13 protein-coding genes are annotated in these 16,807 nt (G+C 46.5%); 3 read left to right on the top strand and 10 right to left on the bottom strand.

What is annotated here, in order from left to right; genetic code table 11:
• Positions 1 to 11 precede the first annotated feature (11 nt).
• Positions 12 to 1,244, top strand: coding sequence for a nucleoside recognition domain-containing protein (locus tag ACSX1A_RS02835; protein WP_439882099.1), 1,233 nt, complete (start codon positions 12 to 14; stop codon positions 1,242 to 1,244).
• 103 nt (positions 1,245 to 1,347) lie between these two features.
• Here ACSX1A_RS02835 and ACSX1A_RS02830 read toward each other — a convergent pair whose 3' ends face one another.
• The 10 genes from ACSX1A_RS02830 to ACSX1A_RS02785 all read right to left on the bottom strand — a co-directional run bounded on the left by ACSX1A_RS02830 (position 1,348) and on the right by ACSX1A_RS02785 (position 14,929).
• Positions 1,348 to 1,590: a hypothetical protein gene (locus ACSX1A_RS02830; RefSeq protein WP_439882098.1), complete on the bottom strand. Its 243-nt coding sequence runs from the start codon at positions 1,588 to 1,590 to the stop codon at positions 1,348 to 1,350.
• 176 nt (positions 1,591 to 1,766) lie between these two features.
• Positions 1,767 to 3,056, bottom strand: coding sequence for a sugar MFS transporter (locus tag ACSX1A_RS02825; protein WP_439882097.1), 1,290 nt, complete (start codon positions 3,054 to 3,056; stop codon positions 1,767 to 1,769).
• A 78-nt stretch (positions 3,057 to 3,134) separates the two neighbouring features.
• Positions 3,135 to 5,486, bottom strand: coding sequence for a glycoside hydrolase family 20 protein (locus ACSX1A_RS02820; RefSeq protein ID WP_439882096.1), 2,352 nt, complete (start codon positions 5,484 to 5,486; stop codon positions 3,135 to 3,137).
• Between the two features lie 253 nt (positions 5,487 to 5,739).
• Positions 5,740 to 7,659: a glucosamine-6-phosphate deaminase gene (gene nagB, locus ACSX1A_RS02815; protein ID WP_439882095.1), complete on the bottom strand. Its 1,920-nt coding sequence runs from the start codon at positions 7,657 to 7,659 to the stop codon at positions 5,740 to 5,742.
• Between the two features lie 25 nt (positions 7,660 to 7,684).
• Positions 7,685 to 8,941 (bottom strand): ROK family transcriptional regulator, encoded by a 1,257-nt coding sequence (locus tag ACSX1A_RS02810; RefSeq protein ID WP_439882094.1) that lies wholly within the window; start codon positions 8,939 to 8,941, stop codon positions 7,685 to 7,687.
• A gap of 312 nt (positions 8,942 to 9,253) precedes the next feature.
• The gene (locus ACSX1A_RS02805; RefSeq protein ID WP_439882093.1) at positions 9,254 to 10,435 is read right to left on the bottom strand and encodes a C40 family peptidase; all 1,182 of its coding nucleotides are present in this window, start codon (positions 10,433 to 10,435) and stop codon (positions 9,254 to 9,256) included.
• Between the two features lie 27 nt (positions 10,436 to 10,462).
• Positions 10,463 to 11,548 carry an aminotransferase class I/II-fold pyridoxal phosphate-dependent enzyme gene (locus tag ACSX1A_RS02800; RefSeq protein WP_439882092.1) on the bottom strand — a complete coding sequence of 362 codons (1,086 nt, stop codon included), beginning with the start codon at positions 11,546 to 11,548 and terminating at the stop codon, positions 10,463 to 10,465.
• Positions 11,549 to 11,551: 3 nt separating this feature from the next.
• The gene (locus tag ACSX1A_RS02795; protein ID WP_439882091.1) at positions 11,552 to 12,568 is read right to left on the bottom strand and encodes a dipeptide epimerase; all 1,017 of its coding nucleotides are present in this window, start codon (positions 12,566 to 12,568) and stop codon (positions 11,552 to 11,554) included.
• Between the two features lie 24 nt (positions 12,569 to 12,592).
• Entirely contained in the window at positions 12,593 to 13,960 is a 1,368-nt protein-coding gene (locus ACSX1A_RS02790; RefSeq protein ID WP_439882090.1) for a D-alanyl-D-alanine carboxypeptidase, read from the bottom strand.
• 39 nt (positions 13,961 to 13,999) lie between these two features.
• Positions 14,000 to 14,929, bottom strand: a complete 930-nt coding sequence (locus ACSX1A_RS02785; protein WP_439882089.1) for an N-acetylmuramoyl-L-alanine amidase — start codon at positions 14,927 to 14,929, stop codon at positions 14,000 to 14,002.
• Positions 14,930 to 15,622: 693 nt separating this feature from the next.
• Here ACSX1A_RS02785 and ACSX1A_RS02780 point away from each other — a divergent pair.
• Both ACSX1A_RS02780 and ACSX1A_RS02775 read left to right on the top strand, forming a co-directional pair.
• Positions 15,623 to 15,958 carry a hypothetical protein gene (locus tag ACSX1A_RS02780; protein ID WP_439882088.1) on the top strand — a complete coding sequence of 112 codons (336 nt, stop codon included), beginning with the start codon at positions 15,623 to 15,625 and terminating at the stop codon, positions 15,956 to 15,958.
• A 120-nt stretch (positions 15,959 to 16,078) separates the two neighbouring features.
• Positions 16,079 to 16,711: a TlpA disulfide reductase family protein gene (locus tag ACSX1A_RS02775; RefSeq protein WP_439882087.1), complete on the top strand. Its 633-nt coding sequence runs from the start codon at positions 16,079 to 16,081 to the stop codon at positions 16,709 to 16,711.
• Positions 16,712 to 16,807: the final 96 nt, after the last annotated feature.

The following is a 16,807-nucleotide window of genomic DNA, read 5'->3' as shown; positions in this document are numbered from 1 at the left end:
GACCTTTTTACATGGTATTAAACTATTTGTGGGCAGGATTCTTCCTGATCGCTTTTGTTATAGCGCTGTTCCAGCTGATCTTTTTCCAGGATTATGATATTTTTCAGAAGCTTGTAACCAGCACCTTCGATAACGCCAAACTGGGTTTCGAAATTTCTTTGGGCCTTACCGGGGTGATGACCCTTTGGCTGGGGCTGATGAAGGTTGGTGAAAAGGGCGGCATTATTGCCATTTTCGCACGGATCGTTGGTCCTTTCTTTAACCGCCTGTTTCCGGAAATACCCAAAAACCACCCGGTGTTCGGCTCTATCCTGATGAACTTTTCTGCCAATATGCTGGGGCTGGACAATGCGGCCACACCACTCGGTTTAAAAGCCATGAAGGAGATGCAGGAGCTCAACATCCACAAGGATACAGCCTCGAAAGCGCAGATCATGTTCCTGGTGCTCAATACATCCGGCCTCACCATTATCCCGATCAGTGTAATGGTTTTCCGGGCACAGTTAGGAGCCGCTGACCCATCTGATATCTTTATACCTATACTTTTAGCCACGTTTTTCTCAACAATAACCGGCCTTATTGCTGTATCACTTTACCAGCGCATCAACCTGCTTCACCCCGTTATACTTGCCTACCTTGGCACACTGATGCTATTTATTATTGGCCTGATCTATTACTTCAGCATCATTCCGCAGGAGCAGGTGAGCCTTATCTCAAGCGTTGCCAGCAATGTGATCCTTTTCTCCATCATTATCTCATTTATTGGGCTTGCGCTGTACAGGAAGGTAAACGTTTATGAAGCCTTTATTGAAGGCGCAAAGGAAGGGTTTTCAGTTGCCATCACTATCATCCCTTACCTGGTAGCCATACTTGTAGCCATCGGTGTTTTCAGGACTTCAGGCGCTTTGGATCTGCTCGTGAACGGGATTGGTTACCTGGTTGGATTAACCGGCATTAACACGGACTTTGTACCGGCTCTGCCAGTTGCTTTTATGAAGCCACTAAGCGGCAGCGGAGCAAGAGGCATGATGGTAGAGGCGCTGAATACTTACGGAGTTGATTCCTTTGTGGGCCGCCTTGCATCCACGATACAAGGGTCTACAGAAACTACTTTTTATATTCTGGCAGTGTACTTTGGCTCTGTTGGTATCCGAAATACCAGGTATGCCCTTATCTGTGGTTTGCTGGCAGATCTGGCAGGTGTGATCGCAGCTATTTTAATTGCCTACCTTTTCTTTCATTAAATAATTACTACCTCGATCATTCCATTTTGATCCTTAACGAGGTAAAAAATAAGTTCTGGTTTCCTGAAGAATGGGGAGACCAGAACTTATTTTTTAAAGACATTTACTTAACCCAACTTTTTCGTTCGCTGAAGTGATTACAGCCAAAGCTGGCTCCGGTGATCATTTCAAACTGCTTCGGTTTAGTGTCCTTTGAGGGTGCCTCATGGATCAGGGGCAGCACATAGGATGGCTCCATGGCATGCTGGCCGGTTAACTCGTCACATACTCCGAATTTGTCGTTCTGGAGCTGTACTTTTTTTTGGTCTTGCTCCCAGTGGGAACAGTGATTGCAGGTAGCTTCCATAGCTGATAGGTTTAAGTTTAACATTTCAATGTACTCACCTATACTACCTTATTGCACTAGCAGGTTGCGCTAAACAGCTGCTTTGAAGCAATTTAGAACAGTCCTAAACTTGAAAAGCCTTCCTTATATGATCGTTATCATGTAAGGAAGGCTTCTTAAAGAGCAAATATGTATTATCAGGTTCTTACTTTATGGCCTGCCGCTGCATAGTATAAAATGAACAGGTAGCACGGTACCATCAGCCAGTATGCCTGCTGCGCATTAAATGCGTCTGTTAAGGCACCGTACGCCAGTGGAAGGATCGCGCCACCGGCAATACCCATGATCAGCAGGGAAGCACCGATCTTTGTAAAGCGGCCAAGGTCAGCTATGGCCAGAGGCCAGATAGCGGGCCACATCAGCGAGTTGGCAAGGCCAAGCAAAGCAATGAAAAGCACAGAAGTATACCCTTCTGTAAAAATGGCACCTATCGCGAAAAGCACACCTAATATAGCTGATACCTGCAGCGCTTTTTCCTGCTTAATGTATTTAGGTATAGCCACAATACCAATCAGGTAACCCACGATCATGGCACCAAGGGTAAAGGAAGTAAAGAACTTGGCTGTAGACAACGAGATTCCTTGTGATGCGCCATAGCTGATGATCGTATCACCGGCCATAACCTCCACGCCAACATAAAGGAACAGCGCCAACACTCCCAGCAGCAGGTGCGGGAACTGCATGATGCTTGACTTCCGGACATTGGCAGCAGCAACGGTTTCGTCCTCCTGGTCGGTATCAACTTCTGGCAGAGATGACAGCAGCACCAGCACCGCCAGTATGACCAAAGCCACTGTTACGACGATGTATGGCGTGATAACCCGGTGCGCAAGGGCATCCAGCTCCATGGCTTTCTGTTGCAGGCTCATCGTATCCAGCTTCTTTAGCAGGGCATCTGTATCCAGAAATACGACAGCACCCAATGCAATTGGAGCCAGAATACCGCCTACCTTATTACAGATACCCATAATGCTGATACGCTTTGCTGCGCTTTCGGCAGGGCCAAGAATTGTGATATAGGGGTTAGAAGCCGTTTGTAATAAAGCCAGTCCTGTGCCCTGCACAAAAAGGCCAATCAGGAAAACACTGTATGTGCGCGTTAATGCAGCAGGAATAAAGATAAGTGCACCAATGGCCATTACAGCAAGGCCGGCAGCCATACCTTTCTTAAACCCTGTAAATTTCAGAACCCAGGCCGATGGGATAGCCATCACCAGGTAAGAGATGTAAAACGCAAAAGCTACCAGGTAGGACTCAAAGTTGGTAAGCTCACAAGCTATTTTCAGGTAGGGGATCAGTACCGAATTAAGCCAGGTAACAGAACCGAAAATGAAAAACAGAACACCTATGATAACAATCGGCGGTGGGAAACTGGACCCTCCTGCCTTTACTGCCTTGTTGCCTGCAGTGGAAGCTACTTTTGTCATTATACTTTAAATTTAAGATGGGTGCAAAGTCTGGTTAATGAGGTACAATATAAAATTTTATCGGCTATACTTGCTGTCTTACTCCACTTTTATTTCATCGGCCATAAGCCATGTTTTTTGACCGGCAGAAGGATATTTTGCCGGGCTAGGGCCAATGTTCTTAGCAAGCACCTTTACAAACCTCGCTTTTACCGGCGTTATTTTAGCAGTAACATCGTGCGTCAGGATACCCTCTGCAGCAGCGGGGTTGGCATTTGAGATCACCTTCACTTTTTTAAATTCTTTACCATCCTCTGAGACAGAAAACACTACTTCGTTCGGAAGGAAAATGCGGTACCCGATATTTTGCATGAATGAGGTGCTCAGGGTAGAAACTGTTTTTACCTGCCCCAGGTCAATTACTGCCTCCATGTCCGTCCCGTAAAAGCCTGTCCAGTGGCCATCTGTCTGGTCTGTAGATCCATAAAGGCCATCTACCAGATTTGATTTATTGGCATAAGACGGATGCATGGTTGTTAGTATTGTAACAGGCTGTGCAAAGCCTTTATGTGCATCAAAGGTTCTTGTGCTTACTTTACCCGCCAACTGCCCCTCTAAAAAAGAAGCTGCTTTAATGGTAGCCGATTTACTAAGTATAAATGGCTTTGTATACAGCATTGCTGATGTACCCGGCTGGGAGCCATCCAGGGTATAATAAACTTTAACATTGGCGGCATCTGTGGCAAGGCTTACGATAGCATTTCTGGCGGCCAGGTCTACGTCCAGCTGTTGCCTTACATCGAAGGCGCTCCTGGCATAATTAATGCCCAGAGCCTCGTAACGTTTATACTGCTGTTGCATCCTATCCTTAAAGCTCTCCCAGTCCTTTTGAGATGCGGGTGTCCAGAGTACCTCTGATAAAGCTGCCATGCGTGGCATGGCCATATATTCCAGGTGCTTTTCTGTGGTAATGTATTCTGTCCAGATATTTGCCTGAGCTCCCAGGATATACTTCTGTTCCTCTTTGGTTAATTCTGAAGGCGTAGGATCGTAAGCGTATACTTTAGACAGGGGGCTGTAGCCATGAATGGCTGTTGGCTCCAGGTCACGTGCTCCCTGGTAATGATCAAAGTATAAATGAGTGCCTGGGGTCATGACAACGTAGTGCTTTTCCTTTGCTGCCGCTATGCCACCTTTTGTTCCGCGCCACGACATGACGTAAGCATTCGGGGCTAGCCCTCCTTCGAGTATCTCATCCCAGCCAATAATGGTTCTTCCTTTGGAGTTCACGAACTTTTCTATCCGCTGCACAAAATAACTCTGCAACTCATGCTCATCCTTCAAACCCTCGGCTGTCATACGGGCCTGGCATCTGGGGCATTCTTTCCAGCGCGTTTTCGGTGATTCGTCGCCCCCAACATGTATAACCTTGCTCGGGAACAGCGCCATTACTTCTGTCAGGACATCCTCCAGAAAAGTAAAGGTCTGCTCGTTTCCGGCACAGAATACATCATGAAAAATACCCCACTTTGACTCCACATGAAAGGGGCCACCGGTACAGGAAAGCTCCGGGTAAGCGGTGAGTGCCGCCAAGGCGTGCCCTGGCATTTCGATCTCAGGCACTACATTAATATAGCGCTCCTCGGCATACTTCACTACTTCCCGTATCTCATCCTGGGTATAAAAACCACCGTGACGTTCCTTCTTATAAGTCTGGGGCAGGTCCCAGTAATGCCCGATCAGGGTGCTGTCGCGCCAGGCGCCTACTTCTGTAAGTTTAGGGTATTTCTTTATTTCGATACGCCAGCCCTGGTCATCCGTTAAGTGCCAGTGAAAGGTGTTCATCTTGTGCATGGCCAGGTAGTCGATGTACTTCTTCACGAATTCCACCGGGTAAAAATGACGGGTAACATCCAGGTGCATGCCCCTCCACTGATAGCGCGGCTTGTCTACTATTTCCAGGGAAGGAATGCTAACAGGGGCCGAAACTTTTTGTATGGGTAGCAGTTGACGAAGCGTTTGGGTACCCAGAAACACTCCGTTTGGCATATTTGCGGCTAGTGTTATACAGGCAGGAGAAACACGCAGTACATAACCTTCTTTTCCCAAAGTATCCGGTGCTTGCTGCAGGGTTAATTGAATGAAATTTGAGGCTTTGCCGGAAGGCTCTTTTTGCACAACTGTAGGTAAAACCCCTGCTGTTCGTTGTATTTCCTGAGCCAGAAGCTGCCCTATCCCCTTTAGTTCGTCGTTTTTAGTACCGACAAAGATCTTTGTGGCTGCATTTACCTGGAAACTGCCCTTTTTGAGTACCAGCTTTGCGGGTTGAGGAATCAGCGAAACACCCGACCCGTTTTCGGGCGACTGTGCCACTGCTGAAGCTGCTGTGCACAAAGCTACCAGGCAAAAGATAAGGGTTATGATGCTGTTATTGATCTTCTTGCTGCGCATAAGGGTATAAAAGGGTGTGCCTGGTTGACCTGTTTACGAAAGGTAACAAAAATCAAATGTCAGACATGTTTTCATAATAAAACAACTAAATTCACTGCTTTTACTTACTGGTTTACCTGAAGCTTTTCTACGTCCATAAGTATAACGTCATCGTAAGCATGGACTTTTATGCAGACAGTATAGCTGTGTTCCTTTTTCAGAATTATAAAGGCCAGGTAGCCTCCTCAAACCGTGAGGAGGCTACCACCTAAACCTAAAATTTCCAGCGCACAAAAGCTTCCATGGCTTCGTATTCCGCTAAGCCCAGGTCATCGTAATGTTTAGCAGTTTCGCGGGTTCTTTCTTCTGCTCTGATCCAGAATTCACGCTCGTCATCACCCGGGAATACCGGTCTGTCTTTCTGCGACTGGTGCTTGTAGATAGCATAACGCTTACGCATTACCTCCTGTGGCGACAATGGCACGGCCATCTCGATTTCATGCGTTCCAAATTCGTGCCATGCACCGCGGTACATCCACAACCAGCAATCTTTGGCCCATTCATCTGTTTTCTGAAGCCTTCTCAGGGCCTCCTCCACTATTCTGAAACAAACAATATGCGTGCCATGCGGATCTGCAAAGTCGCCGGCGGCAAAAACCTGATGTGGCTTAACTTTGCGTAACAGTTCCATTGTTAGCTCCACGTCAATGTCTGTGATCGGCTTCTTAACTGTCTTACCTGTCTCGTAGAAAGGCAGTGCCATAAAGTGAATATGATCATCTGACAAGCCTGCATAACGTGCACCTGCAAAAGCCTCACTCTTACGGATGAAGGCCTTCACATCGCGTATCTCCTGCGTATCTACCTGGTTTGGCTGCTTCTCCTGTATAAAGGAACGCATATCTGAATATATAGACTCCAGCTTCTCACTGTCTTCCCCGATACTCTTGTTAAAATCGATGGCGAACTCCATGTAGCGCAGCACGTCATCATCCCAAACTGCTGTGTTACCGGATGTCTGGTAAGCCACGTGCACATCGTGCCCCTGGTCAACCAAACGTATGAACGTACCACCCATCGAGATCACATCATCATCGGGGTGAGGTGAGAAAATAACCACACGCTTCTGTGCTGGTTCTGCACGCTCAGGTCGTTCTTTATCGCTTGCTCCCGGCTTTCCTCCAGGCCAACCTGTAATGGTATGCTGCAGTTTATTAAAGATATCAATGTTAATGTTGTAAGCCGGCCCTTTCTCTGTTGCCAGCTGTGCCATACCATTGTTGTTATAATCTTCATCAGTTAGCTTCAGAATTGGCTTCTGCACCGTTTTAGACAGCCAGATAACCGCTTTCTTTATCAGTGCCTCGTCCCAAATGCAGTCTTTTACCAGCCATGGCGTGTTAAAACGGGTAAGTTCTGCAGCAGCGTCCATATCCAACACAAACTCCACGTTATCTGAAAGCTGCAGGTAGGTTGCTGGCACGTCACTTGACATTTCGCCTTCCACTGCTTTTTTGATGATCGGGGCTTTTTTACCGCTCCAGGCCATCAGGATAATTTCGCGTGCTTTAAAGATAGTACCAATACCCATGGTAATAGCCTTGCGTGGCACGTTCTCCTTACCACCAAAATCGCGTGAAGCATCACGACGGGTAAGGTCATCCAGCGTTACCAGGCGTGTACCTGAGTTTGGGGCAGAACCCGGTTCGTTAAAACCAATGTGACCGGTACGACCAATACCAAGAATCTGCAGGTCGAGTCCGCCTAAAGCCTCGATCTTGCGCTCATACTCCAGGCAGTACTCGTGTATCTCTTCCAGTGGCAGGGTACCATCCGGAATATGCACATTCTCCGGCTTTATATCAATGTGGTCGAACAGGTTCTCGTTCATGAACGTGACGTAACTCTGTGCCGCCGTAGGCTGCATCGGGTAGTACTCGTCCAGGTTAAAGGTGATCACATTTCTGAAGCTTAATCCTTCCTCACGGTGCAAGCGCACCAGCTCCGCGTATACCCGTACCGGCGTAGCACCGGTAGCGAGGCCGAGCACAGCCATTTTGTTCTGCTGCTGCTTGCTCTTGATCAGGTTGGCAATACGCTGTGCAACTTTTACTGATGCAACTCGCTGATCAGGATAAATGGTGGTAGGAAGCTTTTCAAAACGAGTCTCTTCCAGAAGGTTTAATCGAGCCATAGTAATGTAATGCAGTAAGTTTTATTTATGATTTTGTTGATGCAATATGATTCTCAAAAATGTTCTCCATAACCGTTGCCACAGAACCCATAATGCCCGCATGCGGCCCCAGTTCCGACAAGGCGATGCCTGTTTTTTCCCGGAGTTGCGTCATGCAATAGGTATTAATGGATTGTTGGATTGGCGTGGTGATGTATTGTTTTGCGGCGGCTATCTTACCACCTAGTATAATCAGCTCCGGGTTAAAAAGCTGTATCAGTGTAGCAATACCTTTACCCAGATTTATGCCTATTTCAGAAAGTAGATTTATAGCAAACTGATCACCATTATTCGCAGCTTCAATCACTGCCTGTGGGTCCAGTGTATCTACTTCCTCTTTCGATAGTTCATTCAGCAAAGTATACTGCCCTGATCGTATGCCTTCTTTTGCCTTTCTTGCCAGGGCAAGACCTGAAGCCACTGTTTCCAGGCAGCCTCTTTTCCCGCAATGGCACAAAAGGCCATCCTCTACAAAAGGTATATGCCCAAATTCACCCGCGAAGCCAGACGTTCCGATGCGCATCTTACCGTCCATGATCGCCCCGAGGCCAATTCCCCAGTCCATTGAAAGTACCAGCACATCTCGTTTGCCATGAGCTGCACCAAAACGGTGTTCGGCCAGCGTCACGCTCTTCACGTCGTTCTGGATATAGACAGGCTTGTTAAATTTCATCTCCAGGAGCTCCTGCAGCGATCTTTCATGTTGCCCCGTTAACAGGTAAGTATAGTTGTTGCCATCCTTTGAAGATACCAGGCCAGGCATGCTGACGCCAATGCCCATCAGTTTATCGGGGTCAATACCTGAAGTCAGGATCAGGCTGTTTGCATGTTCATAAAGCTCCTGAACGGCACTCAGGTTTCTCGACACACGGATCGGAACAGTGTGTATTCCGGTGATATTGTTATTGTTATTATCGAAGATGGCGATGCGGGTATGGAACTTCTCCATATCGATGCTCAGCACAAACAGTGAATTGTCCCGCAAACCATATAAGTCCGGCTTCCTTCCTCCTACTGATTCACCTCTGCCCTGCTTTTCAACAAGCCCCTCGTGCATCAGCTCATTTAGTATACCCATAGAAGTAGGCGAACTGATATTGAAGCGGTTACATATCTCAGCATTTGATTTAGCACCTTTTACATAGAGGTGCTTAATGATCCTGATCTTCTGCAGGTGCTTCTTCCTCTCTACCTGGTTCAGCTTTTCCAGTTGCTTACTCTCTGGAGCCAATAATGAACTCATCCGCGATGCTTACAATGTTTGGATGAAATACACAAAATAATTTTTCAACTCCAAATACTTTTATAAAAATTTTATAGAACTACTCTTTAATGAGTTTAAATTTTACAGAATAACATCTTTGTTAGCGTCGAGAAATTAGGGTCACTAAGGATTATAAAGTAGCTAATCGGATAAAAAAGGGCTGTAATAAGGTCTTGCTAATTCCTCCTGTAGCAATAAAAAACAATCCCGAACAAACCTGAACGCAAATCAAAAACGACCTGCACATCATGTATGTTCGGGATGAAAGAATTAGCTAATTATTAGTACCCTCTACTCATAGAGCGATACCTCTCTCAGATCGAGCAGGGTAGTATCGGGGGCAACGCGTTTGGCTCTTAAAAAACGATTCAACTCATACTCATCATAGTTGGCAGCCTTTGGATTCATGCTGTTAATGCGAACCTTTCCTGCGGAATGTATGAATTCCTGATCACCTCCTATCCACATACCCACATGAACGACACGCTCCGGCTTCCCATCTTTCGCAGGCACCCCGAAGAACAGCAGATCACCTGGTTTCATGTTATCCCAGCCTTTAGAGGTATCTACTAATTCCCCGACATGTACCTGCTGCGAGGCGTCCCGCGGAAGTACCAGTCCATTCATAAAGTATACCGTTTTGGTAAAACCGCTGCAGTCCATACCTTTCACAGAAGTACCTCCCCACAGGTAAGGAAAGCCTAAAAGGCCTTTGCTTGCCTGCACCAGGTTTTCGCCGGAAGGCTGGCGACTGGCAGCCCATGTATTATAATCTGCAGCTTCGTTGTCAGCAATATAGGCGCTGCGGCCATCCGGGAACTCCACTTTATAAAATCCTTTTACCTGCTCTTTTAACAGCACAACATCGCCATAAACCAGGTCAGACACCGTAGTTCCTTTCGCATCCGGAGTAGCATAAGCAAAGCCGTAAGGATGTGTGTACAACAGCTTTTTGCCTTTCTGCCAATCAGCAAAAGCACGATCTCCCATCAGCGTAATACCGCCATAATCTACCCATGCAATGTATTTATCCGGAGTCTGCACCAGGTACCATCCATCCTGTTTCTTCCATACTTTAACCGGTGTTCCCATGGTGGCTTGCGTAGCCAGTTCTGCCGAGTGCTTCGGTTCTGATCGAATATTTGCCACTGAAATACTTATCACCGCATTGCGCTTTCCCTCCAGTTCTGCCTCGGGCAGCACCTGAATGCTATCAATGTAGGTGATATTGGCAGCCTGTAAGCGCGCCAGCAGATCAGTTTTGGCCTTTGGCATGTTTGTTTCGCCACGAAGCACATTACCATGAGGCTCTACCTTAAACAGCGCCACGCGCTTGTCCGGGGCATACTGTTGACGGGTTGCGTCTACATAACTTTGTAAAGGAGAAACTTCTGAAGCAGGTGCAGTGGTTGTTTTGCTGCCAACGCAGGACACCAACAGCAACAGCATCAGCACAAATGGGTTCTTTTTCATTATTCTATTCTAGATAAGAAGATAGCTCTACACTCTATTAGGTACAACTTTAAGCTGGTTGATATGGTTCGCCAGGCGCTCTAAGTCTTCTGGCGTGTGAAGGCTGTTTAGCACCACACGGGTTATCGGATCATCAGCAGGAGTCGGATACCGGAAACTGGAGATCATGATCTTGTGCCGCAGTAAAAAAGGACACAATTCATGGCTGGAGGTATTCAGCACCGGATAGTTTGCAAAAGAGCGAAACAGCCCCGGCTGCTCCAGGCGCTCCTTAAAATAGTCTATGTTAAAAAGTAATTTCTCACGGGCATCTGAGAATGCTTTTTGGCACTGCAGAAAAGCGTAGAGGTAAGCAGGTATAGCTGGAGAAGCCCCTCCAAAGTATGTGCTCCGCTTCAGCTGCTCAATTGTTTGTGCATCGGAAAGTATAACTCCTGCCGGAACTCCAAGCGCTTTACCCAATGACCCCAGCACGATCAGATGCAGGTCTAGTGCATACTGTTTCACCTGCCTGTAACACCCAGCCCCCGACTCCCCTGTTATGCCAAAACCGTGAGAGTCATCTATGATCAGGGTGTACTGCTTATTTTCAGGCAAAGAGGCTACCCAGCTAAAAGAATGATCACGGGCTTGCAGCGGATCCAGAGAATTGCATACGATAATGATATGCTGAGCAGGTATACCGGCAACGTGCTGCAGCAGTTGGTTCACCCATGCATCAAAATCCTGCTTTGCGTCTGTTGTATCAACCTCACTGCGCCATAAAGCAGGGTGCGCACCGGGAGCATACACAAAATGCCCGCTGCCAGTCAACGCCTGCACCACGATCTGCCCGGCCATATACCCCGACGACATGGTAAGTGCCGCTTCGGCACCTGTCCAGTTGGCGAGGTAAGCTTCTGCCTCATCAAACACCTTCAGGCGCAGGTTCGAATTGCGGGAACTGGAGTAATTTGTACCATAGCGCTCCATTCCCTCCACCAAAAACCCTCTGAACTCCGGGTTATGCGGTATGCCTAAATAGGAGGTGCCACTGAAGAACAGGTGCTCCTCCCCATTTACCATTACGGTGCGGCCCGGCAGTTCATCGGTATGTATCTGGTCTGTATCCAAAGATCAGGCTATCAGCGTGGCTCCCGTACCATTCACATCACTGTATTCTACTTTACCATAGTCTATGGTAACACCAGTGGCGATGTCTTTGCTTAGCAGCAAGGCACCATCCATATCCACATAGTCCAGTAGCGGCAACAGCTGCGCGATGGCAGATATACCAATGCTTGACTCCGTCATGCAGCCTATCATTACTTTCATGCCAAGGCTCTTGGCTTCTGCAATCATCCTTCGGGCAGGAGTTAATCCGCCACATTTAACCAACTTAATATTCACGCCATGGAAGTGTCCGTGACACTTAGCTACATCCTCCTCTGTTATGCAGCTTTCATCAGCTATAAGTGGCAACTCAGATCGCTTATAAACTTCTTTCATCCCCTCCATGTCGTCTGCCCGCATTGGCTGTTCGATAAACTCAACCCCCAGTGGCTTTAGCTGACGAGAATTCTCGATGGTTTCTTCCACACCCCAGGCACAGTTGGCATCTACTCTGAACACAGCATCGGTATGCTTCCGCAGCTCTCTCACAATAGCCACATCATCAGGCGTACCTAGTTTGATCTTGTACAGTGGCCATGGCGTTTCCTTCAGTTTTTTCACCATATTCTCGATGGTGTCAATACCAATGGTGTAATCTGTCAGTGGCATGTTGTTCGCTTCCAGGCCCCATATTTTATAGAGTGGCTGGCCTTTCATTTTACCGTACAGGTCGTTGGCAGCCAGGTCGAGTGCGCAAAGCGCAAAGGGGTTATCCTTTAGCAAAGGCTTCATCCTGGCCCAAAACTCCTCCGGACTGGTCAGTTCAGAATTCTCAATTTCCTCACGGATATTTTCCAGAGCCTCCGTCATACTTTCTATCGTGAAGCCATAGTATGGATTACTGGTAGCTTCACCGTAGCCTTTGTGTCCATCGTGCTGCAACTCAACGATCAGGGTAGGCTGCACATCACGGGAGTCGTAAGAGATAGTGAAAGTATGCTTCAGTGGCAGGTCAAATGAACGGATGGTTAGCTTTAACATAGGATTGTTTGTTTGTCGTTTGCGTTAGTATTTTTCATGTACTTCTGTCATGATCCGCACCATATCGTTACGAATTTCAGAAGACGATGCATCAAAGTTGTTATTCATAAAGCTAAAAAGCAGCACTTTACCACTTTTTGTAATTATATAGCCGCTTTGGTTATGGACATGCGATAAGGTGCCCGACTTACCGAACACAAAGGGCACATCTGCTTTATAGATGTTACGGAATGTACCGGGTCTGCCACCTGCTGCCAGCAAAGGAAAAAGCTTCTCTTTGGGTCTTTCCTGCTGAAGCTTTTGCAGTATCGCTATTATAGTACGGGGCGTGAACATGTTCTTGGTCGATAACCCCGAGCCATCTACCCAAACCGGCGCATCGGGAAGATCAGCTAACTGCGCACCCAGTATATACTTTATGGCACGCTCCACAGCTACTGTGTCTGAAAACGTACCGGAACTCATTGCCATTAATTGCTCAGCCAACAGGTTATCACTCACCTGCAACATGCGCTTGAAAACTGTGTCAGCCGGCAGGCCATAAAGTATAGCAGCATCTTTTGGAAGCGTGCGTTTTACCAGCTTTACCGGCCTCTTCAGGGTATCTGCCAACAGCTCCGCCGTTAATTCAGGAGAAGTTATAAAAGGAACCTCTACCGAATAGTCATCTTTCGCATATTTAGGGTAGTATGTGAATTGATTTTTCCGCCACTCCCGTACAAAAGCTTCTTGCTGAGAACTGGCAGTCGTGTCTGTCTTTACAAATTGTTTGAAATAAGCAGGAGTTATACTTAGCGAAGAATCACCTTTGCCCACAAACTTCACGATGTTGCCGTGAATGGGGAAAATGCTGCGTTCCGGCTGGTAATAATAATTGTAGTCGTCCCAGCCCCAGTTAACGGCAAAAGGAGTGCTGCTCATGGGAGCCTCAATGTAGTATAAGTTCTCAGGCCGGTTTTTCAGGAAGTCGTACGCAATGGTGTTCTTCACATCCATGTGCGTGAAAGTCGGATCGCCGGTACCCCAGAAAAACAGCGAGTCGCCGTGCACGGCATACTTCAGGGCTGGTATAGAATCCCCGAGCATTTGCTGGCTGGCATAGAAAGAGAAAAGTTTGGTATTGGAAGCTGGCACAAAATACTTATCGGCGTTGTGCTCCACCACCATCTGCCCCAGCTCAGGATCGTAAAGTGCAAAGCCTACAAAATCCTTCCGCTTCTGCTCCACTTCCAGTACCCGTTGTTTTATCACGTCAGGGCCATAAGGTACTTCTGCAACTGTAGTGCTTTTTCCGGTATGGCTGGCAGTGCTACAGGCCGAAATAAGAAATAGTGAGAGGCAGGCGTACAGGCTTATGCGTAGCACAGCAGCTATTTTTCGGCTTAAGGTCATCGCGTGGTTTCAGTTTATGCGTTAACTGTAGATTATCCCTTACAGATACTTTTTGTAAAGGTTATACAGTATTCGTTTATCATTCTCAGTTAAAATAGCGTTTACATTCTCCTGAATAAAATGCAGCTTAAATGCTTTGATAGCAGCATTCAAATTGCGCGTGTCATACCCAATGATCCGGAGCGCCTCTTCCGGATTGAAATATTCAGGCACAGGATGAAGTGGCACTTGCTCAAACACGACTAAGCTATCCTGAATGCCACTCTTAAGAATTGTTGAGTCAGTTACCGGATAGGTCTTCGCCACCATCACACTATCCAATACATTCTGATCATACCACAATCCATATCCGTTCTCAGCCATTTTCCGCCAGGGAAAGGCAGGATTCGGGTCATTTTTGCGTGTTGGTGCAATGTCTGAATGACCTATAAAATTAGCAGTTGGAATGTCATACTTCTTTTTTAGCATCGCCAGCACACCCAGTAAGCTATTCACTTGCTCCTCCGAGAAGGGCTCTGCGCCATTATTATCCAGTTCAATCCCAATAGATGAGGAGTTAATATCGGTGTTGTTTCCCCACTTGCCCACTCCCGCGTGCCAGGCACGCAGGTAATCGTTCAGCATGTGGTACACTTTTCCGTCGCGGCCAATCACATAATGTGCACTCACACTGGTTGCCGGCGTAGTGAAGGTCTTCAGGGTGTGTTCCGTTGAATTTTGAGCTGTGTGGTGGATGATCACAAAATTCGGCTTACGCATATTAAAATTGGTAGCCCCAACCCAATAATCGCCCTGTGGGTAAGTTACCCCCTCCTGATTCTCCTGCGGCACTTCGGAAAGCGTGCGGGCATAAGCCTTTGCCTGTTTCTTATACGATTTGTTTGTTGCTGCATAAGGGTTCACAGAACAAGAAGAAATAATGGCAACTGCAAGTAATGAGCAGCAGAGGAAGGAAAAAGAACGCGGCATTCGGTTCAGCATTTTATATGATATTCAGATCTTAAAAGATATAAGTCTAAAATAGACAGAAGTAAACAGAATAGCTAATGACATAGCTGTAGCACCTGATGTTTGCCGGATCACCTTTGATAGCAGCCGCCAAAAACAGAAAACCACCTCTCTGTGCCGTTAATATTGCCTTTATTTGCCGGAATTAAAAAAAATACCGCAAATAAAAATACAAACTATCTGAATTACCTTATACTGCAGTATATCAACCTTTAAATAATTTCAGAGGCTTTGATAAAATGCTACTCTTTTGCTCTGCCGCTCATTTTAATGGTGTTTTAGGGTTGATTTGTTCCTGTACTATGCAAGTGGCCATGATAATGTGGTAAATGTGGAAGGTGGTAATAGACCAGTCTCCGACACTAACGTGCTGAAAACTGCTTGTTTCTGATTCTAGCAGGACTTTGGGTATGTGGTAGGTGCCGGAGTAGTACCTGAATACGGATGTACTACACCAAAAAGCAACTGTGGCATAGCCGGCAATAGTATACAGGTTTGCAGCAAAGCACCTGATTTTGTAGCTTTACAATACCTGGAATGCGAAACTGAACTTACTAATTTTAAGTTACAGTACAGACAGGCAAAAAGGTAAGTTTGTTCAGCCTGCCTTTTTATAAAAATCCAATGAAAAAATACCTGCTTTTATTTTTAAGTATGATATTACTGTTGTTCATGCTGCCTAAAAAAGGCAGTAGCATGGATAACATGACTGGTACGGAGCAGGATGTAATTCAGAAAGCATGTGCCTCTAAACGATTTGTAAAACGCACTTGCCGTAAAGGATGCCTGAAGCACCAGACACACTCTGAACAACCTCATGCAGGCAGAGTAGCAATAGACTGCAGCCAGCAGTTCTACGCGATAATTACGCCATTGCAGCAGCATCTGCTGTATGCGCTGCAGGTACTTCAAACCAATAAGCTGCCTGCTGCCGACAAACTTCTCTCTCCCGATCTTGAGGTGGAGCCAGACCCACCACAATATTCTTAAGAAATACACTCTCAAATCAGAAGGATTGATCTTTCCAATCCTGTCTGTGTGTACCGTTTATTCTCTTTCAAAAAAGGAGAAAATCAGGAATGTTGTAACCAAAAATCAATAGCAATTAAAATGACTAAGAATAAATTTTCCCTTAAAAATATACCGGGCTGGGCTATAACACTGGCCATTTTCGGAGTTTTATACTTAACCGGGCTGCACTCCGAAGCTATAGGGCAAGTACAGCGTATTTTGCTGGCTACTGGAGTTAAAAATGCTCAAGTGCCTGAGCCAGCAGCAACTGTTTCCAAAACTACTGCTGCGCCTGAAGTTCCAGGCACAACGGAGATGGTAGGCAAAGGCTTTAAAATGACGACACTCGATGGCAAGACAGTGAACTTTGAAAGCCTGAAAGGAAAAGTGATCTTTATGAACATCTGGGCCACCTGGTGCCCTCCATGCGTGGCTGAGATGCCTAACATTCATAAACTGTATGAAAAAGTTGGTTCAGACAAGATCGCTTTTGTAATGCTGTCAGTTGATGAGGGCGGTGTGGATAAGGTGAAGAAGTTTATTGATAAAAAAGACTTCACTTTTCCGGTTTACATGCCTGCAGGGCAGCTTCCACAGGAGTTTTATTCAAATGCCATCCCTACTACATTCATCATTTCGCCGGAAGGCAAGATCGTGGCCAAGCAGGAAGGCATGGCTGAATATGATACTGAGGAGGTTCGGGAGTTCCTGAAAAGCATGGTCAAGAAATAAAATTAAGGAGGAGGCGGAGATTAGAATTTTAAACGCCTCCTCTTTTTTTATCCAAGAACTAAGTACTGTAAATTCAGTAAGCAAGCGCCATCATTT

Origin of the sequence: Pontibacter sp. MBLB2868 (assembly GCF_051904785.1) — a bacterium.
Taxonomy (GTDB): Bacteria; Bacteroidota; Bacteroidia; order Cytophagales; family Hymenobacteraceae; genus Pontibacter.
The sequence above is the reverse complement of the archived record's forward strand: the minus strand, read 5'-3'. Positions and strand labels throughout refer to the sequence as shown.